Origin of the sequence: Microbacterium sp. 22179 (genome assembly GCF_052045715.1) — a bacterium.
In the GTDB taxonomy this organism is placed as follows: Bacteria; Actinomycetota; Actinomycetes; order Actinomycetales; family Microbacteriaceae; genus Microbacterium; species Microbacterium galbinum.
Window position 1 is genome coordinate 41,129 of sequence record NZ_JBQEPJ010000003.1, and the last position, 19,573, is coordinate 60,701.

The window sequence follows — 19,573 nt, forward strand, 5'->3', positions numbered from 1 at the left end:
ATGGCGTTAAGTTAGCACAGTCGTACTAAAACGTCGGTAAACAGCGGCCGGTACCGCACCGACGCCTGAGGCCTACGCCCGGCGGGGCGCGGCGGTGGAGGCCCGCACGATGAGCTGCGAGCTGAGTGTCGCGGCCTCTCCGACCACGGCGCCCGCGATCGCCTGCAGCAGCAGGTCGACACCGAGAGCGCCGCTGCGCTCGATCGGCATCTGCACGGTGGTGAGGCCCGGGGTCACGGCGCCGGCGAGATCGATGTCGTCGATGCCGACCAGGCTCACGTCGTCGGGGCAGGTGAGTCCGAGGTCGAGGAGCCCCGCCTCGAGGCCGATCGCGACGAGGTCGTTGTAGGCGACGACGGCGGTCGCCCCGCTGGCCGCGGCGAGGGCGGCGGCAGCGCGGCCTCCCTGGATCGACGCCTCGTGGTGGCTGAGCCGGGTGAGACGGATGCCGTGATGACCGCACGCGCGCTCGATGGTGTCGTATCGACGGGCGTCCGCCCACGAACCGCGGGGACCGGAGGCGTAGGCGATGTGCTCGTGCCCGAGCGCGAAGAGGTGCTCGATCGCCTGCGCGGGGCCGTGCTCGGCATCCATGAGCACGCTGGGGATGCCGTCGATCTGCCGGTTGACGACGACCGAGGGGGTGCCGCCGATGAGGGCTGTGACGTCGGCATCGGGCAGGCGCGGAGAGCAGAGCAGGATGCCGTCGAGCTTGCGGGCCTGTTCGATCTGCTCGCGCTCGCGGCGCAGGTCCTCGTCGGCGTCGAACAGCACGATGCGATGGCGCCCGTGCCACGCCTGGCCCTGGATCGCCTTCAGGAGCTTGCCGTAGACGGGGTTGGCGACGTCGGGCACGATCACGCCGAAGGTGCGGGTGGCGGTGCCCGCCTGGGGGTTCGCGTAGCCCAGGTCGGCGGCGGCTTCGAGCACGCGCTCGCGGGTGGTGGGGGCGAGGCGGTCGGGTTCTCCGAAGGCGCGCGATGCCGTGGCGATCGATACGCCTGCGCGCTTCGCCACGTCCGTCAATGTCGCTGCCACGTCCACCCCTCCGGTTGCCGTAATCCTATGGCACGATCCCCACCATGAAACGGGCTTGACAAGTTTGTACAACTCATACACACTGCTTTACATGACGATCAACGCCGATCTCCGGATCCTGAGCCGCGCCACCCCCGCGGCCACCGCTCCGCTGGTCACCCCCACCGGCACCGGCATCCTGCACCTGGGTCTCGGCAGCTTCCACCGGGCGCACCAGGCGATGTACACCGCCGCCGCCATCGCCCAGGACGGCGGGGACTGGGGCATCATCGGTGCCGCCTCCCGCTCGCGCACCGTCGTCGACGCGATGCACGCGCAGGACCTCCTCTACTCGGTCGCCACCATCTCCCCCGCCGGCACCAGCCTCGCGATCCCCGGCGTGCACACCGACGCCTTCGTCGCCGGCGACGAGCCCGAGCGCGTGGTCGCCCACATCGCCGACGCCGGCATCCGCATCGTCACGCTCACCGTCACCGAGAACGGCTACAGCTACTCCCCCGCCACCGAGCACCTCGACCTCGACGACGAGACCGTGCGCGCCGACCTGCAGGGCGGCGCGCCGCGGTCGACGATCGGCCAGCTCACCCGCGGACTCCAGGCCCGCGCCCGCGCCGGCGGCGAACCGATCTCGATCCTCAGCTGCGACAACCTCGCCGCGAACGGCAAGCACACCGAGAAGCTCGTGCGCGAGTTCCTGCAGGCTCTGCCCGGCGGCGAAGCATCCGACGCCCTCGACTACCTCGACCGCGCCGTCACCTTCCCCTCGAGCATGGTCGACCGCATCGTGCCGTCGACCACCGCGCGACTGCGCGACGAGGTCACCGGCCTCCTCGGCGCGGTCGACGCCATCCCGGTGCCGGGCGAGCCGTTCACGATGTGGGCCATCGAAGACGCATTCGCCGGCGGACGCCCGGCCTGGGAGGCCGGCGGCGCCGTCTTCACCTCGGAGGTCGCCCGCTACGAGCAGATGAAGGTGCGCCTCCTCAACGGCACGCACTCGCTCATCGCCTACCTCGGCGCGCTGCGCGGGGTCGGCACGATCCCCGAGGCGATCGGCATCGACCGGATCGCGGATGCCGCGCGCGGCGTCATGCGCAGCGAATACGAGCCGTCGGTCGACGTGCCCACCGGTGTCGACATCCGCGCCTACGAGGCCGAGCTGTTCGAGCGCTGGGGCAACAGCGCCCTCGGGCACCAGACCCGCCAGGTGGGATCGGACGGCTCGGTGAAGCTGCGCCAGCGCATCCCGGAGCCCGCGCTCCTCGCGCTCGGACAGGGGCGGATGCCGCACCTCATCGCCCTCACGGTCGCCGGCTACCTGTCGTGCCACGCCCCGCTCGGCGGTTTCGACCCCGGCGTGCACGCGGCCGCGATGACCGACCCCGCCCGCGAGCGCCTCGCCGTGCTGGCGTCAGGGGCACGCGACGGCGTCGACCTCGCCCGCCGCGTGATCATCGACCACCGTCTGTTCGGCAGCGAGCTCGCCCACCAGGACGCCTTCGCCGCACGCGTCGGCGAACTGGTCGACACGATCCGTCGCAGCGGCGTCGACGCTGCGATCGCCGACGTCCTCTCCGCCACGGAAGAGGGCATGCTCGAGAACGACCCGACCGATCCGAACGCCACGAACGCCACGAAGGAGGCCCGCCGATGAAGTCGCTCGTCATCCACGGCAAGGAAGACATCCGCTGGGACGACCGGGAGATCCCGGAGCCCGGTGCGGGCGAGGTGCGACTGCGCGTCGGCTTCGTGGGCATCTGCGGATCCGACCTGCACTACTACTTCCACGGCGCCAACGGCGAGTACACGATCCGCGAGCCCCTGGTGCCCGGACACGAGCTCTCCGGCGTCGTCGACCTCGACCCCTCCGGTCGCCTCGCCCCGGGCACTCCGGTGACGGTGCACCCCGCCCGCTACGGAGCATCCGCCCCCGGCCTCGAGGATCGCCCGCACCTGCGCCCCGGCGGCGACTACCTCGGCAGCGCCGCGGCGAACCCGCACCGTCAGGGCGGGGCGTCCGAGTACCTGATCGTCGAGGAGCACATGATCCGCGTGCTGCCCGACGGCCTGCCGCTCGAGCGCGCCGCACTCGCCGAGCCCCTGGCCGTCGCGCTGCACGCCGTGGGTCTCGCGGGCGATGTCAGCGGCAAGCGCGTGCTCGTGATCGGCGCCGGGCCCATCGGGCTGCTGGTGGTCGCCGCGGCCGTGCACGCCGGTGCCGGCGTCGTCGGCGCGAGCGACGTGCGCACCGAGCCCCTCGACCGCGCGCAGGCGCTCGGCGCGACCGAGGTCGCCCTCGTCGGGCGCGACACGATCGAGAACGAGTCGTACGACATCGTCTTCGAGTGCTCGGGCGTGGGCGTCGCCCTCACCCAGGCCGTGCGCGCCACCCGTCGCACCGGAACGATCGTGCAGGTCGGCATGCTCCCGAACTCCGACATCGGCGTGAACCTCGCGCCGCTGCTCGCCAAGGAGCTCACGATCCGCGGCGCGTTCCGCTTCTCGACCGAGATCGACGACGCCGTGCGCATGCTCGCGGAGTCGGATGCTCTCGACCCCGTGATCTCGCACGTGCTCCCGGCATCCGATGCCGTGAACGCGTTCACGATCGCGCGCGACTCCTCCGCCTCCGCGAAGGTGCTGCTCGCCCTCTAGCGCTCTCTCCCGTTACCCGCGGCCCCGCCGCATCCGACACCCCCCTTTCTGGTCCGAAGGAGTACCTCCCATGTCAGACGCCACCACGACGGCCCCGGCCGCCGATCCCACCGCGAAGAGGTCGGTGCGCGACCTCGTCCGCGCCGCCATCTCGGGGTGGCTCGGCACCGCGCTCGAGTTCATGGACTACCAGCTGTACTCGCTGGCAGCCGCGCTCGTCTTCGCCGATCTGTTCTTCTCGTCCGAGAACCCCGCCGTCGCGGTCGTCGCCGCGATGGCCACCTACGGCGTCGGCTACGTCGCCCGCCCCGTCGGCGCGTTCTTCTTCGCCCGCCTCGGCGACAAGACCGGCCGCACCAAGGTGCTCTTCTACACGATCCTGCTCATGGGTCTCGCGACGACGCTCATCGGTTTCCTGCCGACGTACTCGCAGGTGGGCGTGCTCGCGCCGATCCTGCTCGTGCTCCTGCGCATCGCCCAGGGCTTCGGTGCGGGAGCCGAGATCTCCGGCGCCGGCGTCATGCTCGCCGAGTACGCCCCGGCCAAGCGCCGCGGCATCATCGCCTCGCTCGTCGCCCTCGGCACGAACTGCGGCACGCTGCTCGCATCGGGCATCTGGGCGATCCTGCTCGTCGCCTACAGCGAGGACGAGGTCATCGACTGGGCCTGGCGCATCCCCTTCATCGCCAGCGCCGTCATCATGCTGTTCGCCATCTGGGTGCGCTTCAACCTCAAGGAGACCCCGGTCTTCGAGGAGCGCGACGACGTCGTCGACGGCAAGGCCCTGTCCCGCGAGGAGACGATCCAGCTCGCCACCGAGACCGGAGACATCCGCACGCTCGAGGCGATGCAGCGCAAGCCGTGGAAGGCCTTCTCGATCGCCCTGCTGCTGCGCTTCGGTCAGGCCGGCAACTCCGGCATGATCCAGACGTACCTCATCAGCTACATCACCGTCGTGCTGCTGCTCGACCGCTCGATCGGCGTCAACGCCGTGATCGTCTCGTCGCTCGTCGCCTTCATCACGGTGCCGCTGTCGGGCTGGCTCGGTGACCGCTTCGGCCGCAAGCGCATGTACATGGTGTGGGCGATCATCGCCCTGATCGTCATCGTTCCGACGATGCTCATGATCAGCAGCAAGGACACCACGCAGGTCTTCATCGGCTATGTGGTGCTGCACAACCTCGCGGTGATGAGCTTCGCCTCGCTCGAGAACCTCACGCTCCCCGAGCTGTTCGGAGCCCGCAACCGCTACACCTACACCGCGATGGCCCGTGAGATCGCGGCGATCATCGCGACCGGCGCCGGCCCCGTCATCGCCGCCGCGTGGGTCTCAGCCGTCACCGGTTCGTTCATCCCGATCATCATCATGCTCGTGTTCTTCACGCTCTGCGCGCTCGTCGCGTCGATCTGGATGCCCGAGGTCGCCGGTCGCGATCTGACCGATCCGCGCGACGCGATCTGATCGCACCACGCACCACGACCCGGGGTGCGGCCGAGATCTTCGGCCGCACCCCGCACCACACCCATCACGCCCCCGCACGACACCCCGCTTCACCAGGAGAACCGAGAACGCCATGACCATCGAGCTCGTCGACGTCAACATCACCAGCCCCGGACGCAACTTCGTCACGCTCAAGATCACGACCTCCGACGGCATCACCGGCCTCGGTGACGCGACCCTCAACGGGCGTGAGCTCGCGGTCGCCTCGTACCTCGCCGACCACGTCGCCTCGATGCTCGTCGGCCGCGACGAGGATCGCATCGAGGACACCTGGCAGTACCTCTACCGCGGCCCGTACTGGCGCCGCGGCCCGGTCACGATGGCGGCGATCGCCGCGGTCGACATGGCCCTGTGGGACATCAAGGCCAAGAAGGCCGGCATGCCCCTGTACCAGCTGCTCGGCGGAGCCAGCCGCGAGGGCGTGCGCGTCTACGCCCACGCCTCCGGCACCGACTACGCCGCCCTCAAGAACGCGATCACCGGCTACGAGGAGCTCGGCTACACGGCCGTGCGGGTGCAGACCGGTGTGCCCGGTCTCGGCCAGATCTACGGCGTCTCGTCGTCGGGCCCGGGCGTGCGCTACGACTACGAGCCCGCCAAGCGCTCGGGCGACCGTCCCAGCGAGGAGCGGTGGGACACCCGCAACTACCTGAACCACATGCCCGGCGTCTTCGCCAGCATCCGCGAGGACTTCGGCTCCGACCTGCGCATCCTGCACGACGGGCACCACCGCATGACCCCGATCGAGGCGGCGCGCTTCGCGAAGGACATCGAGCCCTACGACCTGTTCTGGCTCGAGGACTGCACCCCCGGCGAGGACCAGACGGCGCTGCGCCTGGTGCGCCAGCACTCCACGACGCCGCTCGCGATCGGCGAGGTCTTCAACTCGGTCTACGACTACCAGACGCTCATCACCGAGCGTCTGATCGACTACGTGCGCTCGGCCGTCACCCACACCGGCGGCATCACCGCCATGAAGAAGCTCCTCGACTTCGCCGCGGTCTACGGCATCAAGTCCGGCATCCACGGCCCGACCGACATCTCGCCCGTCGGCATGGCCGCAGCGCTGCACCTCGACCTGGCGATCCACAACTTCGGGATCCAGGAGTACATGCCGCACAACGCCCAGACGCTCGAGGTCTTCCAGACCTCGTTCACCTTCGACAAGGGCTTCCTGCACCCGGGCGACACCCCCGGCCTGGGCGTCGAGCTCGACGAGGATGCCGCGGCGGGCCACGAGTACACCAAGGCGTACCTGCCGGTGAACCGTCTGCTCGACGGCACCGTCCACGACTGGTGACGCGTTCATGACGGGCGACGATCGCGGGATGAGCACGCCCGGCGGCGTGATCACCCTCGGCGAGAGCATGGCGCTGATGCGCACCACCGAGATCGGCTCCCTCCGGCACGCGAGCGCGATGTCGCTCGGTGTCGGAGGGGCCGAGAGCAACGTGGCCATCGGGATGCGCCGACTCGGGGCATCCGTCTCGTGGCTCGGCCGGGTCGGCGACGACTCGCTCGGCGAGCGGGTGCTGCGCGAGATCCGCGCCGAGGGCGTCGACGTGCACGGCATCGTCGATGCGGATGCCCCGACCGGGCTCATGGTGAAGGAACGGCCGTCCGCGGCATCCACCGCGGTGCACTACTACCGCGCGGGCTCGGCCGGATCGCGGCTGCGGCCCGACGACCTCCCCGCGGAGTGGATCGAGCGCGCGGCGATCCTGCACGTCACCGGTATCACGCCGCTGCTGTCGACCTCGGCGCGCGAGGCGCTGCTGGTCGCGGTCGACCGCGCGACGGCCGCCGAGGTGACGGTGAGCGTCGACATCAACTACCGCTCGGCGCTGGCCCCGGTCGCCGTCGCCGGGCCGATCCTGCGAGAACTCGCGGAACGCGCCGACATCGTGTTCGGCGGTGCCGAGGAGTTCGCGGTGCTGTACCCCGGGGCATCCGCGACCGACGCGGCGGCGCTGCTGCACGCCGCGGGCGTCGGTCAGGTCGTGGTGAAGCAGGGCCCGGACGGGGCGACCGTCTTCACGCCCGACGGCGTCACCCCAGCTCCGGGCTTCGCGATCGACGTGGTCGACACGGTCGGCGCGGGTGACGCGTTCGTGGCGGGCTACCTCAGCGCGCGACTCGAGGGGCAGGGCATCACCGACAGCCTCCGGCGCGCCAACGCCTGCGGTGCGATCGCCTGCCTCGTGCCGGGCGACTGGGAGGCGGCTCCCACGATGCGCGACCTCGCGCGATTCCTCGACGGCGGGGGCGACCCGGTACGTCGCTGAGCGGCCCCCGCCCGCGAGCGTCTCTCAGTTCTGCGGAGTCTCGGGCGTCTCGGGCGTCTCGAGCATCTCGTCGACGAGGCTGATGCCGCCCGAGGAGTTCGCCGACATCATCAGCTGCTCGATCCACTTCAGGTTCAGCTGCGGCGCCTCGGGGTCGTCGAACGTGAAGCGCAGCGGGATCGAGGGGTGCAGCCAGATCGTCGACCGCCCGTTCTCGTCGCCGTCGCTGTGCCGCCACGACAGCGTGAAGCTCTCGTTTCGGCGCAGCTTCGTGGCGATCGCCACCTTGAGGTGCGCGAGCGCGCGGTCCTCGATGCGGATCGGGGAATCGGAGCCGCCGTAGTGCAATGAACCCATGATCGAAACGATAGTCGCGGTCGCACGACGTCGGCCGGAGCGACGGCTACCAACGGCATCCGAGTCGCGCAACCCCCTCAGGATCGGCCGGGATCGGGTCTACCGTCGAGCGCATGGACGAGCCGAGGACGAACACGAGAGCACGCATCGACATCGATGGCCGCGAGTTCCTCCTGGACGGCGACCGCGACCTGTTGGAACTCATGGGGCGTATCGAAGCCGCGGCCCGATCGGAACCCACGTTCGTCGACATCTCCGACCGCAACGGGCTGGTGAGCGTACTGGTCTCGCCGGGCGCTCGCGTCGTCATCTCGGTCGAGCACGTGAGCTCGGTCGCGCTCGTGGAGGAGGCTCCCGTGCACCCGATCGCCGACTGGGATCTCTGAGATCAGTTGATGATCTCGGCGCGCTCGTCGCCCTGCAGCGCCGCGAGCTTGCGCCTATGCGGAGGCATCCGCCCTCACCAGGACGACGGATGCCCCGCACTCATCGCTGCGGCAGCTCGACCGTCTCGTTCTCGCCCTCGTAGGGCTCGCCGGTGATCTTGGACTTCACGAAGCTGAACAGCGAGGCGATCTTCCCGCCCGGGCTGTCCCAGTACTCGGCGGATTCGGCGGTGAACTTCAGCAGGCCCACCTCGGGGTCGTCCGGCCCGTTCGTGAACCAGGCTTCGACCGTGGGGCTCCAGAGCTCGCGCACCTTCGCCGGGTCGTCGACCAGCTCCGCGGTGCCCGAGAGCGACACCCACGAGTCGTTCGAGCTGAGCGAGACGCCCACCCGCTCGTCGGCCTGCGCGTCGAGCACGAGCGTGGCGCTCTTCGACACGAGGAACCACAGGTCGCCGTCGAACTCGGCCTCCTGCACGGTGAGCGGATGCGAGACGAGTCGCCCCTCGGCGTTGCGCGTGGTGAACATCGCGAAGCGGAAGTCCTTGAGGAGCTCGGCGACCCGCTGGACGGGTGTGGTGTCGGTCATGAGAGTGTCCCTTCTGCGCCACGATTCGCGCGACGTCACCGTCATCCTGCGACGACCGGATGCCGGCGCCGAGGGGGTTGCGATTCCCACCGGGAGGGCTTACCGCGACGCGCGATGGTTGCGCAATCACCGCGCGTCGCTTCTGCCAGACTGGGACGGTCGAGGGGAACGACGAGGGAGAGATCGATCCAATGACCGCAGGAGCCGCCGAAGAGCTCGAACAGTCGCTCGCCTCCGCACGGGACGACGACGATTGGACCGGGGTGATCGGCATCCTGGGCTCGCGCTGGAGCGACCTCTATCAGGACCATCCGCAGCTGCTGATCCGCACGATCGAGTCCCTGCCCCCGGCCGTTCTCGAGGCGCATCCGCGCCTGCGCTTCGCCGAGGAGCACCTGCGCCGACGATCGAACCGACTTCCCGAGCGGCGCGCCTACCCCGACATCCTCTCGGACGACCCGGATGCGCCGCCGCTCGACCGGCTCGCCGCCCTGACCGGCCGCATCGCGACTGCGCGCGGCGACGGACGCCTGGCCGACGCCGCCGCGTCCGCCGACCAGGCCGTGGAGACCCTGCGCGCCGTCCCCGTCGAGATGGTGCCCACCTTCGCGAACGCCCTTCCCGAGCTCCACTACCACTGGGCCGTGACATACTTCCTCGCCAGTCGGTTCGACGATGCGCTCGAGCAGTTCGCGCGCAGCTACGACTGGGCCGAGTCGGTCGACAACCGTCTCGTGCGCACCACGTCCGGGGGCGCCAGCGCCCTCATCCACGCGCTGCACGGTCGCGGGCGCGACGCGGCTCGCTGGCTCGGCCGGCTTCCGGAGGTTCCGGCCGATGCCTGGTGGGCCGCGGATGCCCCGGCCGCCGGCCGCATGGCCGATGCCGTGCTGCACATGGACCGCCTCGAGATGGACGCCGCCCGCGGCATCCTCGACGGGATCGACATCACGCTGTCGCTCGATTTCTGGGGCCCGTACTTCGCACTGCGCGCCTACAGCACCCCGCCGGATCGGCGCGACGAGGCCCAGGTGCTGCTGTCGGAGTTCGACTCCTTCGTCTCCGGCCTCGCCCCGGAGTACGCCCAGGTTCCCGTGAACGCCGAGTACACGGCCATGGTGCGCTATCTGCTGCTTCTGCTGCTGCACCAGCCCGACCGCGCGGCCCGAGAACTCGGGAGCACCGCGCCCGATGCCGATGCGAGCGTCGTGGCGCAGACCGGTACCGCTCTGCTCGCGCGCCGTCTGCTGCAGCGCGAACAGCCCGCCGCCGCACGCCGCCTGATCGCTCCGCTCCTGCAGGCGTCGAGCGCTCGGCCTCGCGTGATCATCCCGGCCCTCGTCATCGCCGCCGAGACGGGCTCGCCCTCGCAGCGCGACGACCTGTTGCAGCGCGCCGCGGCGCTCGCCACCTGGAACGGCCTCTACTCCGCCTTCCCTTCGGCGTCGACCGCCGCACGCCGGACGCTCGCCGACCTGATCGAGGAGCGCGGCGAGCCCGGGATCGCCGACCTCCTGCGCGGGCTGTCGGAGACGACGGCCGTCGCCGGGACCGAGGCCCTCACCCGCCGTGAAGCCGCGGTCGTGGCGTCGGCGCTGGCCGGGCTCTCGAACACCGAGATCGCCGCGAAGCAGCACGTGAGCGTCAACACGGTCAAGTCGCAGCTGCGCGGCGCGTTCCGCAAGCTCGAGGTCTCGAGCCGTCAGGAGCTGATCGAGCTGTTCCAGCTCGGACGCTGAGCCGGGGCAGACGCTGAGCCGGGACGGACGCTGAGCCGGGACGGACGCTGAGCCGGGACTCAGGTGCACGGGATAGCGTCGACGGGTACGACCACCGCGATCCCCGACACCTGAGGACACGATGAGCCGCATCGCCCCCGCCCTGGAAGCATCCGCCCCCGCCTACGACGGTTTCGTCGGGTGGGTGCTGAGCCTCATCGAATCGCTCGGGGAGGTGGGCGTCGGCATCGCGATCCTCATCGAGACGTTCGTGCCGCCGATCCCCTCGGAGGCGATCCTGCCGGTCGCCGGGTTCCTCGCCTACGAGGGCCGGATGAGCGCGTGGGGCGCGTGGGCGGCGGCCACTCTCGGCGTGCTCGTCGGCGCACTGATCTGGTACGCGATCGGCGCCGCGGTCGGGCGCGACCGCACGCGTCGGATCGTCGGGCGCATCCCCCTGCTCGACTACGAGGACTTCGACAAGGCCGAGGCGTTCTTCGCCCGCTGGGGCGGCGGGGCGGTGCTCTTCGGACGCTGCGTGCCGCTCGTGCGGTCGTTCATCTCGATCCCCGCGGGCATCGAGCGCATGCCGCTGTGGAAGTTCACGCTCTACACGCTGATCGGCTCGGGCATCTGGAACGCCATCTGGATCGGTCTCGGCTTCGCGTTCGGCCCGGCCATCAGGCCGGTGCTCGAGGAGTGGAGCGGCCTCATCTCGAACATCGCGGTCGGGGCGATCGCGCTGCTGGTGCTGATCTTCATCGCCATGCGCATCCTGCGGCGGCTGCGCGAGGGCTCGACGCGACGGATGCCGCAGCCCGACGCCGAGTGAGCCCTCCCCGAGTGCGCCCTCCACGAGTGCATCGATCGGTGCGAAATGTCGGTCATGGCGCCTCTTCGCCGACGTTTCGCACCGATCGATGCACGATGGGTCAGGCCTCGGCGGCGCGCGCGGCGCGCTTCGCGTCCTGGAACACCCGGATCGCCTCGTAGCGCTCGGCCGAGCGCGCCTGGCGCTTGGCGGCCTGCTCCTGACGGTTCTTCGGCGGCGCCGAGGTGACGAGTCCGTCGAGCAGGCTCCGCACCGACCGCTCGATCTCGGCGATCGCCCGGTCGAACACCTCCTGGTTGGCTCGCGACGGGGCGTTCGTCCCCGAGATCTTGCGCACGAACTGCAGGGCGGCGTCGTGGCATTCGTCGTCGGATGCCGGGGGCTCGAGGTTGTTCAGGGGGATGATGTTGCGGCACATGCCAGCCAGGCTAGATCGCTGAGCGCCGGAGTCAAGGGGTGGCGGCGTGGCCGCGACACCCCGCGGATCCGACGCGTCCACCCGTTTGCACGGGTCCGCCCCTCCGAACGGGTGGTCAGCCGCGCGCGATCGCCGCGAGCTCGACCCGCGAGGTGGCCCCGGACTTGCGCAGCAGGTTCGAGACGTGGAACTTCACGGTGTTCTCGCTGACGCTGAGCGTGTGCGCGATCTCGCGGTTGCGTCGACCGGCGGCGATCAGCCGCAGAACGTCGCGTTCGCGGGGACTGGCGTCGATCGCGGCGGGGAGGTCGCCGGCATCCGCGGGTGGGTCGAGGGGAAGGCGGATGCCGACCTCCGAGCCCCAGCCCGGGGTGGCCGACACCGAGAAGTCCCCGGCGAGGGTCGACACCTGCTCACCGATCGAGCGCAGCGTGTCGTCGTGGGCGGTGAGGTCGCCGCGGCCGTCGTCGCGGATGCCGATGAGCAGGTTGAGGCCGTCGCAGTCCCACTGGATGCGCACGCGCCGGGTGTCGCCGCGGTCGACGATCGCCAGCACGGTGCTGCGCACGATGGCTCGTGCGGAGTGCGCGACGTCGCCGGGGAGAGCACGCCCGTTGGCGGGCGGTTCGACGAACTGCACGTCGAGCTCGCTGTACCGCACGAGCGGGCGCAGGTCTCCGCGCAGCCGTTCGAACGCCCCGGTGACCGGCTCGAGGCCCGCCCCCTGCTCGTCGTTCAGGGTGCGCAGCCCCACGAGGGCACCGGCGGCGACGTCGACAGCGATCGTGCGCGCCGCCCGGTCGTCGAGGCGGGTCGAGCGCAGCGTCGCGAGCAGGGACTCGAGCGTGAGCGCGTACCGGTCGCGCTGCTCGGCGAGCGCGCGGGAGTGATCGGCGGTCAGGCGGCGCGACGCGGTCTGCGCGGTGCGGTCGGTGTGGTCGGTGGCGCTCATGGGCACCCACTCTATCCCGCCCCCTCCTTTCGGGTAGGGGGAACGGTCCCGAGGCAGGAGCGCCCGACGATCGGATGCTGGCGAGGCTGGGGAGATGCCCCTCACCGCCACCATCTCCCCGGGAGCGTCGATCTCCCTCGTCGCCAACGAGCTCCTGCACGCCGCCGAGCGCACGAGCGTCGCGAACGCACGTCAGCTCGACGACCTCGCCGCCCTCCTCACCGACGCCGACCGCGTCTTCGTGATGGGCGCGGGCCGCTCAGGGCTCGCCCTTCGCATGACGGCGATGCGCCTGATGCACCTGGGACTCGACGTGCACGTGGTGGGCGACACCACCACGCCGGCCATCGCGGCGGGCGACGTGCTGCTCACCGCGAGCGGTTCGGGCACCACCGAGTCCATCGTGCGCGCGGCCACCCGCGCCTCCGAGATCGGCGCACGCGTCGGCGTGATCACCACCGCCGAGTCGTCACCCCTCTCCGACCTCGCCGACGTGCGCGTGCGGGTGCCCGCGGCGCAGAAGCTCGACCGCAGCGCCGAGGCATCCGCTCAGTACGCCGGAGGCCTGTTCGAGCAGATCGTCGTCGTGATCGGCGACGGGCTCTTCCACGCGCTCTGGCAGCGCCAGGGATCGAGCGCCGACGAGCTGTGGCCGCGGCACGCGAACCTCGAGTGACTCCCGCCCGCCCCTCACCCCTCGCACCATCCCCAGAAGAACGGAACACCCATGAAACTGCAGTTCGCCATCGACACCCTCAGCACCGAGAAGGCCCTGGAGCTGGCCGCGGCCGCCGCGGCGCACGTCGACATCCTCGAGCTCGGCACGCCCCTCATCAAGAGCGAGGGCCTATCGGCGATCACCGCGCTCAAGGAGGCGCACCCCGACAAGGTCATCTTCGCCGACCTCAAGACGATGGATGCCGGTGAGCTCGAGGCCGACATCGCCTTCGGCGCGGGCGCCGACCTCGTGACCGTGCTCGGCGCCGCCGACGACAGCACCATCGCCGGTGCCGTGAAGGCCGCGAAGAAGCACGGCAAGGGCATCGTCGTCGACCTGATCGGCGTCGCCGACAAGGCCGCTCGCGCCCAGCAGGTCATCGGCCTCGGCGCGGAGTTCGTCGAGATGCACGCCGGCCTCGACGAGCAGGCGCAGGAGGGCTACTCCCTCGACAGCCTCCTCACCGACGGCGCGGCATCCGGCGTCGCGTTCTCGGTCGCGGGTGGCGTGAATGCGTCGAGCATCGCCGCGGTGCAGGCATCCGGTGCGCAGGTCGCCGTCGCCGGCAGCGCGATCTACAGCGCCGACAACGTCGGCGACGCGGCGGCAGCGCTGCGCGCGGCGATCGTCTGACGGGGTACCCGCCCCTCGCGCCCCCTCTTGCGAGCGCATCGATCGGTGCGAAATGTCGACTTCCAGTCCCCAGAATCGACGTTTCGCACCGATCGATGCATTTCCGGATGCCGTCGGGCCAAGAAACAGCGCCGGATGCCGCCGGGCCTCGAAACAGCGAGCGGATGCCGTCGGGCCTCGAAACAGCGAGCGGATGCCGCCGGGCCTCGACGTGCGCGCGTCAGGCCTCCGAGCGCGAGTCCTCGAGCGACGGGTAGTCGGTGTAGCCCTCCGCCGTCGAACCGTAGAACAGCTCGGGACGGGGCTCGTTGAGCTCGGCCCGCGTGCGCCAGCGCTCGACGAGGTCGGGGTTGGCGATCACGGGGCGCCCGGCGGCGACGGCATCCGCCCATCCCTCGTCGACGAGTTCCACGGCCTCCTCGCGGGTGGTGGGGGTCGCGAAGCCCGAGTTGACGATGAGCGGGGCCTTCGACGCCGCCCGGATCGCCTGCACCAGATCGGCGCGCGGGTCGGCGTTGAGCACGTCGACGAACGCGAGTCCGAGGGCGGCGAGGCCGTTCGCGACGGCGGTGTAGGTGGCACGCGCGTCGGCGTCGTCCTCTTCGAGCACGCCCTGGATGTTGTGCTGGGGAGACAGACGGATGCCGGTGCGCTCCGCGCCCACCGCCGCGGCGACGGCGCGTGTCACCTCGACGGCGAAGCGCGCACGGTTCTCGGGCGATCCGCCGTAGGAGTCGTCGCGGACGTTCGACACCGGCGAGAGGAACTCGTGCACGAGGTAGCCGTTGGCGCCGTGCACCTCGACCCCGTCGAAGCCGGCCGCGATCGCGTTGCGCGCCGCCTGCACGAACTGCTCGATCACCACGGGGATCTCGTCGAGGGTGAGCGCGTGCGCGACGGGCAGATCGGCCTTGCCCTCGGGCGTGCGGGTCTGGCCCGGAGCGGCGAGCGCGCTGGGGCCGACGATACGGTCCTCACCCGAGATGAGCGGGTGCGAGACGCGTCCGCCGTGCATGAGCTGCATGACGATCGTTCCCCCGGCCGCGTGCACGGCGTCGGCGACCCGACGCCAGCCCTCGATCTGCGCGGGCGTGACGATTCCCGGCTGCCCGGGGTACGACTTGCCCTCGGCCGCCGGCCACACGCCCTCGCTGATAATCAGTCCCTGGCCCGCGCGCTGGCGGTAGTACTCCACCATCGTGTCGGTGGGCACGCCGGCGTCGTCTGCGCGCGTGCGCGTCAGCGGCGCCATGACGACGCGGTTGGACAGGTTCAGGGCGCCGAAGACGGCGGGATCGAAAAGACTCACACCGGGAGTCAAGAGGCGTCGGCCCTTCCGTATTCCCGATGGCGGTGCCCGATGGCGGTGCCCGATGGCGGTTCCCGATAGCGGCGGGATCGGCGGGCGTCAACCCGATGCGCCACTCCGCGCCGCCCGCCTACCGTGGGACGAGATGATCACCGCCGAGGATCTCGACGACGATCGGCACCACGGGAGACGGGAACCGATGCATCCGCCGCGCACGCTGACCACCTCGATCGTGATCCCGGTGAAGGACGACGCGGACCTCCTCGCCCTCTGCCTCGCCGCGCTCGCCGGTCAGACGACGCCGGCGGACGAGATCGTCGTGGTCGACAACGCATCCACCGACGCATCCGCCGTCGTCGCCCGCGCGGCCGGTGCCCGCGTGATCACCTGCGCGGACCCCGGCATCGGCGCCGCCGCGGCCGCCGGGTACGATGCGGCGCACGGCGATCTGATCCTTCGCCTGGATGCCGACTGCCTCCCCGGCGCCGGATGGGTGGACGAGGTCTCGCGCGCGTTCGCCGCCGCGCACGACGTCGCCGCGTTCACCGGTCGGGCGCACTTCACCGACGGCCCGAGCGCTCTCCGCGCTCCCCTGGCCGCGCTCTACCTCGGCGCCTACGCGGCCGTGACCGGGCTGGCGCTCGGACACCGTCCTCTGTTCGGTTCGAACCTCGCATTCCGCCGCGACGCCTGGCTCGCGGTGCGCGACGAGGTGCACCGCCAGGACCCCGAGGTGCACGATGACCTCGACCTCGCCTTCCACCTCGGCGAGAGACACCGCATCCGCGCGCTCCCCGGACTGTCGATGGGCATGTCGATGCGCCCGTTCACCGGCGGCCACTTCGGCCGGCGCGTGCACCGCGGGATGCGCAGCGTGCTCGTGCACTGGCCGCACGACTTCCCGCCGCTGCGGTGGGGACGAATGCTCGCTCATCGCACCCGCCGACGCACGTCGTCGCCCCGCGGGAGCCGCCGGTGAACGCCGCCGCGACGCTCATCGGCCCGACCGCCCCGCCGGAGCTGCACGTGATGACACTGAACGTGCGCCGCGCGATGGAGGGACCGCTGATCGCGCGCGCCGATCGCTGGAGCACGCGTGCTCCCGCCTTGCATGCGCTCCTCTCCTCGGAGCGCCCGACGCTGCTGGGGCTGCAGGAGGCGCTGCCCCGCGTGATGCCGTCGATCCGGAGAGCGCTCGGCGACGGCTACCGGTCGCTGGGACGCGGACGCGGGCGCGGGGGAACGGGAGAGGGCACGCCGCTGCTCTACGACGGCACGCGCCTGCAGCTCGTCGACGGCGGCCAGCGGGCGCTGTCCGACCGCCCCGACGTGCCGGGGTCGACCGGGTGGGGCAACGCCATCCCGCGCATCGCCGTGTGGGCCGAGTTCGTCGACCGCTCGACCGGAGCGCGCCTGCTCGCCGTGAACACGCACCTCGACCCTTTCTCGCGGCGATCGCGGCGCCGATCGGCCGCGGACATCGCCGCATTCGTCCGGGAGCGGGGCATCCCCGCCGTCGTGACGGGCGATCTCAACGCCGATGTCCGCTCGGCCTCGGTGCGCGCGCTGTTCGACGGAGAACGGCTGACCGACGCCCGGGCCGTCGCCGACGTGCACCTCTCCCCGCACTGGGGGACCTACACGCATTACCGACGCCCCCGGGCCGGGGGCCGCCGCATCGACGCGATCGCGGTCACTCCCGGCGTGCAGGTGCGCGCGGTGGGGGCGAATGCGCGCACCTTCGACGGGGTGCATCCGTCCGACCACCTCGCGGTGCAGGCGGTGATCCGCGTCGGCGCCGTCGACGCGAGCAGTGCCAGGAGAACGACACGATGAAAGAAGACTTCCTGCGCCCGCCGCGCACCGCGGCGGAATGGGCGGCCGACGGCCTGCGCGTCGTGGGGGTGCTGGCGGTGATCGCCGCGGCGGTGTGGCTGAAGCCCACCGATGCGGGGATCGCCGCCCTCGCGCTGCCCGCCCTCATGCTGCCGCGGATGCTCGGGCTGCGGCCCTGGTTCGACGTCGTCACGTGCGCCACCGTGCTCGTCGCGGCCTGGAGCAACGTCTTCGACCTCTACCGGACGATCACCGGGTGGGACCTGCTGCTGCACGGCGTGTGCACGGGGGTGCTCGCGGTCATCGCCGCCGTCGTGCTCGAGCGCTGCGGCGTCGTGGCCCTCACCCTCGACACCGGTGCCCGACCGCGCACGCCGCTCGTGATGCTGCCCCTGCTCGCCCTCGCCATCAGCGCGGTGTGGGAGATGATCGAGTGGGTGGGATGGGCCTTCCTCAGCGACGACATCTTCGTCACCTACCAGGACACGATCGGCGACATGGTGTTCGGCGGGCTCGGCGGCATCCTCGCCGGGGTCTTGCTGGCCCGCGTGCGACTGGCGCGCCGTCCCTCGCCCGAAACCGCGGGCGCCCTGCCCGCCACGAACGGAGGATCCCACCCGTGAGCTGCACCCTCACCCTCGCCGAGACACGGCAGACCGCACGCGAGGCGTTCGGATGGTCCACCCTCCTGCCGGGTCAGGCCGAGGCCATCCAGGCCGTCGTCGGCGGACGCGACACGCTCGTCGTTTTCCCGACCGGCGCCGGGAAGTCGGCGGTCTACCAGATCGCCGGACTCGAGCTCGGGAGCGTCACACTGGTGATCTCTCCTCTTCTCGCCTTGCAGCGCGACCAGGTCGCATCGATCGACCACGCCCCGGATGCCCCGGCCGCCGTCGCGATCAACTCGCGCACCTCGGCCCGGGCCGTGCGCGAGGCCTGGGCGGCGGTGGAGAGCGGTGAGCCGGTGTACCTGTTCCTCGCGCCCGAGCAGCTCGCCCGATCCGAGGTGCGCGACCGTCTCCTCGCCGCCGGCGTGGGGCTGGTCGTCGTCGACGAGGCCCACTGCGTGTCGGCGTGGGGGCACGACTTCCGACCCGACTACGCGCGCATCGGCGACATGGTCGACGCCCTCGGGCATCCGCCGGTGCTCGCCCTCACCGCCACCGCTTCCTCGCCCGTGCGCGACGACATCGTCGAGCGTCTGGGCATGCGCGATCCGCACCTCGAGATCCGCGGAATGGACCGCCCCGAGATCCATCTCGCGGTGCGCCGCTACGAGGACGACGCGCAGAAGCGCCGAGCCGTCGTCGACGATGCCGCGGACGAGGCCGGTGCCACGCTCGTCTACGTCGCGACCCGTAAGGAGACGCGCGAGTACACCGAGGCGTTGACCGAGCGCGGACGACGGGCCGCGGCGTACCACGGCGGCATGTCCGCGCGGGATCGGGAGGCGGTGCACGCCGCGTGGAGCGCCGGGCGGCTCGACGTCGTGGTCGCCACGTCGGCCTTCGGCATGGGGATCGACAAGTCCGACGTGCGCCGCGTCGTGCACGCCGACGTCACCGAGTCGCTGGACTCCTACGCCCAGGAGATCGGCCGGGCCGCGCGCGATGGAGAGCCGGCGCACGCCGTGCTGCACTACCGTCCCGAGGACTTCTCCGTGCGGTCGTTCTTCGCCGGGGGACGCACCCGACCCGCCGAGGTGAGAGCGGTCTGGGCCGCCCTTCGGCGTGCCGACGGACCCGCGCGCACCACGGCGATCGGCGATGAGGCGGGCCTGACGGCGCGGGCAGCCGGACGCGTGCTCGGATCGCTCGTCGAGATCGGTGCCGCGGCATCCGCTGCGCAGGGATTCACCGCGGCGGATCGCCGCACGCCCGCCGCGATCGTGACGGCCGTGCGCGAGCACGAGGAGGCGCAGAGACGGATCCGCGAATCGCGCATCGCGATCATGCGCGGCTACGCCGAGGCGGTGCGCTGCCGCCGCATCGCCCTGCTGGAGTACTTCGGTGTCGAGGCCCCGGAGGCGTGCGGGGCGTGCGACCGCTGCGACGCGGGAGAGACGAGCTCCTCTCCCCGATCGACATCGGGGGATGCGGGGAACGACCGGGATGCCGACGACATCCGCCCCGACGACGCCGTGCAGCACCGCGAGTGGGGCGTCGGCACGGTCGTCAGCGTCGAGGACGATCGGATGACGGTGTTCTTCGCGGAGCAGGGCTACCGCGTCGTCGCCCGTGAGGCGCTGGAGCGCGGGATCCTCGACGTCGCCTGATGCGCGCCGAGACCCACCACCCCCGACGTGTGGGGTGATGGGTCTCGGCGGTGGTGATGGGTCTCGCCGCA

Annotated in this window: 20 protein-coding genes; 14 read left to right on the forward strand and 6 right to left on the reverse strand. The window is 71.3% G+C overall.

Annotated features, from left to right (window positions below; genetic code table 11):
• Nucleotides 1-72: 72 nt before the first annotated feature.
• A complete protein-coding gene (locus ACTJKK_RS07920; RefSeq protein ID WP_440747573.1) occupies nucleotides 73-1,017 on the reverse strand; it encodes a LacI family DNA-binding transcriptional regulator in 945 nt (314 codons plus the stop codon).
• Nucleotides 1,018-1,129: 112 nt separating this feature from the next.
• Here ACTJKK_RS07920 and ACTJKK_RS07925 point away from each other — a divergent pair, with 112 nt between their 5' ends.
• The 5 genes from ACTJKK_RS07925 to ACTJKK_RS07945 all read left to right on the forward strand — a co-directional run bounded on the left by ACTJKK_RS07925 (nucleotide 1,130) and on the right by ACTJKK_RS07945 (nucleotide 7,479).
• Entirely contained in the window at nucleotides 1,130-2,692 is a 1,563-nt protein-coding gene (locus ACTJKK_RS07925) for a mannitol dehydrogenase family protein (RefSeq protein WP_440747574.1), read from the forward strand.
• A complete protein-coding gene (locus ACTJKK_RS07930; protein ID WP_247633930.1) occupies nucleotides 2,689-3,693 on the forward strand; it encodes an L-idonate 5-dehydrogenase in 1,005 nt (334 codons plus the stop codon). The genes ACTJKK_RS07925 and ACTJKK_RS07930 overlap by 4 nt, the downstream gene beginning before the upstream one ends.
• Before the next feature lie 70 nt (nucleotides 3,694-3,763).
• Nucleotides 3,764-5,155: an MFS transporter gene (locus ACTJKK_RS07935; protein ID WP_247624635.1), complete on the forward strand. Its 1,392-nt coding sequence runs from the start codon at nucleotides 3,764-3,766 to the stop codon at nucleotides 5,153-5,155.
• A gap of 112 nt (nucleotides 5,156-5,267) precedes the next feature.
• Nucleotides 5,268-6,494, forward strand: coding sequence for a D-mannonate dehydratase ManD (gene manD / locus ACTJKK_RS07940; RefSeq protein ID WP_440747575.1), 1,227 nt, complete (start codon nucleotides 5,268-5,270; stop codon nucleotides 6,492-6,494).
• Between the two features lie 28 nt (nucleotides 6,495-6,522).
• Entirely contained in the window at nucleotides 6,523-7,479 is a 957-nt protein-coding gene (locus ACTJKK_RS07945) for a sugar kinase (protein ID WP_440747576.1), read from the forward strand.
• Nucleotides 7,480-7,503: 24 nt separating this feature from the next.
• Here the strand turns inward: ACTJKK_RS07945 and ACTJKK_RS07950 are convergent, their stop codons facing one another.
• Nucleotides 7,504-7,836: a DUF7882 family protein gene (locus tag ACTJKK_RS07950; protein ID WP_440747577.1), complete on the reverse strand. Its 333-nt coding sequence runs from the start codon at nucleotides 7,834-7,836 to the stop codon at nucleotides 7,504-7,506.
• Between the two features lie 113 nt (nucleotides 7,837-7,949).
• Between ACTJKK_RS07950 and ACTJKK_RS07955 the strand changes: the two genes are divergently transcribed.
• On the forward strand, nucleotides 7,950-8,222 hold the full coding sequence (locus ACTJKK_RS07955; RefSeq protein ID WP_247624631.1) for a hypothetical protein: 273 nt from the start codon (nucleotides 7,950-7,952) through the stop codon (nucleotides 8,220-8,222).
• Nucleotides 8,223-8,322: 100 nt separating this feature from the next.
• On the opposite strand, the gene ACTJKK_RS07960 is transcribed toward ACTJKK_RS07955, so the two are convergent.
• Nucleotides 8,323-8,811 carry a pyridoxamine 5'-phosphate oxidase family protein gene (locus tag ACTJKK_RS07960; protein ID WP_247624628.1) on the reverse strand — a complete coding sequence of 163 codons (489 nt, stop codon included), beginning with the start codon at nucleotides 8,809-8,811 and terminating at the stop codon, nucleotides 8,323-8,325.
• A 191-nt stretch (nucleotides 8,812-9,002) separates the two neighbouring features.
• On the opposite strand from ACTJKK_RS07960, the gene ACTJKK_RS07965 reads away from it, so the two are divergent.
• Nucleotides 9,003-10,550: a helix-turn-helix transcriptional regulator gene (locus tag ACTJKK_RS07965; protein WP_440747578.1), complete on the forward strand. Its 1,548-nt coding sequence runs from the start codon at nucleotides 9,003-9,005 to the stop codon at nucleotides 10,548-10,550.
• A 121-nt stretch (nucleotides 10,551-10,671) separates the two neighbouring features.
• Nucleotides 10,672-11,361, forward strand: coding sequence for a DedA family protein (locus ACTJKK_RS07970; protein ID WP_440747579.1), 690 nt, complete (start codon nucleotides 10,672-10,674; stop codon nucleotides 11,359-11,361).
• 100 nt (nucleotides 11,362-11,461) lie between these two features.
• Here ACTJKK_RS07970 and ACTJKK_RS07975 read toward each other — a convergent pair whose 3' ends face one another.
• Both ACTJKK_RS07975 and ACTJKK_RS07980 read right to left on the reverse strand, forming a co-directional pair.
• The gene (locus ACTJKK_RS07975) at nucleotides 11,462-11,779 is read right to left on the reverse strand and encodes a DUF2277 domain-containing protein (RefSeq protein WP_247624625.1); all 318 of its coding nucleotides are present in this window, start codon (nucleotides 11,777-11,779) and stop codon (nucleotides 11,462-11,464) included.
• Between the two features lie 115 nt (nucleotides 11,780-11,894).
• Complete coding sequence (locus tag ACTJKK_RS07980) at nucleotides 11,895-12,731, reverse strand: LuxR C-terminal-related transcriptional regulator (RefSeq protein WP_440747580.1); 837 nt, start codon at nucleotides 12,729-12,731, stop codon at nucleotides 11,895-11,897.
• A 94-nt stretch (nucleotides 12,732-12,825) separates the two neighbouring features.
• On the opposite strand from ACTJKK_RS07980, the gene hxlB reads away from it, so the two are divergent.
• Both hxlB and hxlA read left to right on the forward strand, forming a co-directional pair.
• The gene (hxlB, locus tag ACTJKK_RS07985) at nucleotides 12,826-13,407 is read left to right on the forward strand and encodes a 6-phospho-3-hexuloisomerase (protein ID WP_440747581.1); all 582 of its coding nucleotides are present in this window, start codon (nucleotides 12,826-12,828) and stop codon (nucleotides 13,405-13,407) included.
• Between the two features lie 51 nt (nucleotides 13,408-13,458).
• Entirely contained in the window at nucleotides 13,459-14,082 is a 624-nt protein-coding gene (gene hxlA, locus ACTJKK_RS07990; protein WP_247624623.1) for a 3-hexulose-6-phosphate synthase, read from the forward strand.
• Between the two features lie 220 nt (nucleotides 14,083-14,302).
• On the opposite strand, the gene ACTJKK_RS07995 is transcribed toward hxlA, so the two are convergent.
• On the reverse strand, nucleotides 14,303-15,391 hold the full coding sequence (locus ACTJKK_RS07995) for an alkene reductase (protein WP_440747582.1): 1,089 nt from the start codon (nucleotides 15,389-15,391) through the stop codon (nucleotides 14,303-14,305).
• A gap of 145 nt (nucleotides 15,392-15,536) precedes the next feature.
• Between ACTJKK_RS07995 and ACTJKK_RS08000 the strand changes: the two genes are divergently transcribed.
• From ACTJKK_RS08000 to ACTJKK_RS08015, 4 genes are read left to right on the forward strand one after another with little or no spacing between them, the layout of a single operon-like run.
• Entirely contained in the window at nucleotides 15,537-16,370 is an 834-nt protein-coding gene (locus tag ACTJKK_RS08000) for a glycosyltransferase (RefSeq protein WP_440747583.1), read from the forward strand.
• On the forward strand, nucleotides 16,367-17,227 hold the full coding sequence (locus ACTJKK_RS08005) for an endonuclease/exonuclease/phosphatase family protein (protein WP_440747584.1): 861 nt from the start codon (nucleotides 16,367-16,369) through the stop codon (nucleotides 17,225-17,227). The genes ACTJKK_RS08000 and ACTJKK_RS08005 overlap by 4 nt, the downstream gene beginning before the upstream one ends.
• Nucleotides 17,224-17,850 carry a hypothetical protein gene (locus ACTJKK_RS08010; RefSeq protein WP_440747585.1) on the forward strand — a complete coding sequence of 209 codons (627 nt, stop codon included), beginning with the start codon at nucleotides 17,224-17,226 and terminating at the stop codon, nucleotides 17,848-17,850. The genes ACTJKK_RS08005 and ACTJKK_RS08010 overlap by 4 nt, the downstream gene beginning before the upstream one ends.
• A complete protein-coding gene (locus tag ACTJKK_RS08015; RefSeq protein ID WP_440747586.1) occupies nucleotides 17,847-19,502 on the forward strand; it encodes a RecQ family ATP-dependent DNA helicase in 1,656 nt (551 codons plus the stop codon). The genes ACTJKK_RS08010 and ACTJKK_RS08015 overlap by 4 nt, the downstream gene beginning before the upstream one ends.
• Nucleotides 19,503-19,573: the final 71 nt, after the last annotated feature.

Bases quoted from the DNA above. Each gene is read 5' to 3' on its own strand.
- ACTJKK_RS07925 (WP_440747574.1), top strand. From the start codon at position 1,130: ATGACGATCAACGCCGATCTCCGGATCCTGAGCCGCGCCACCCCCGCG.
- ACTJKK_RS07930 (WP_247633930.1), top strand. From the start codon at position 2,689: ATGAAGTCGCTCGTCATCCACGGCAAGGAAGACATCCGCTGGGACGAC.
- ACTJKK_RS07935 (WP_247624635.1), top strand. From the start codon at position 3,764: ATGTCAGACGCCACCACGACGGCCCCGGCCGCCGATCCCACCGCGAAG.
- manD (WP_440747575.1), top strand. From the start codon at position 5,268: ATGACCATCGAGCTCGTCGACGTCAACATCACCAGCCCCGGACGCAAC.
- ACTJKK_RS07945 (WP_440747576.1), top strand. From the start codon at position 6,523: ATGAGCACGCCCGGCGGCGTGATCACCCTCGGCGAGAGCATGGCGCTG.
- ACTJKK_RS07950 (WP_440747577.1), bottom strand. From the start codon at position 7,836: ATGGGTTCATTGCACTACGGCGGCTCCGATTCCCCGATCCGCATCGAG.
- ACTJKK_RS07955 (WP_247624631.1), top strand. From the start codon at position 7,950: ATGGACGAGCCGAGGACGAACACGAGAGCACGCATCGACATCGATGGC.
- ACTJKK_RS07960 (WP_247624628.1), bottom strand. From the start codon at position 8,811: ATGACCGACACCACACCCGTCCAGCGGGTCGCCGAGCTCCTCAAGGAC.
- ACTJKK_RS07965 (WP_440747578.1), top strand. From the start codon at position 9,003: ATGACCGCAGGAGCCGCCGAAGAGCTCGAACAGTCGCTCGCCTCCGCA.
- ACTJKK_RS07970 (WP_440747579.1), top strand. From the start codon at position 10,672: ATGAGCCGCATCGCCCCCGCCCTGGAAGCATCCGCCCCCGCCTACGAC.
- ACTJKK_RS07975 (WP_247624625.1), bottom strand. From the start codon at position 11,779: ATGTGCCGCAACATCATCCCCCTGAACAACCTCGAGCCCCCGGCATCC.
- ACTJKK_RS07980 (WP_440747580.1), bottom strand. From the start codon at position 12,731: ATGAGCGCCACCGACCACACCGACCGCACCGCGCAGACCGCGTCGCGC.
- hxlB (WP_440747581.1), top strand. From the start codon at position 12,826: ATGCCCCTCACCGCCACCATCTCCCCGGGAGCGTCGATCTCCCTCGTC.
- hxlA (WP_247624623.1), top strand. From the start codon at position 13,459: ATGAAACTGCAGTTCGCCATCGACACCCTCAGCACCGAGAAGGCCCTG.
- ACTJKK_RS08000 (WP_440747583.1), top strand. From the start codon at position 15,537: ATGATCACCGCCGAGGATCTCGACGACGATCGGCACCACGGGAGACGG.
- ACTJKK_RS08010 (WP_440747585.1), top strand. From the start codon at position 17,224: ATGAAAGAAGACTTCCTGCGCCCGCCGCGCACCGCGGCGGAATGGGCG.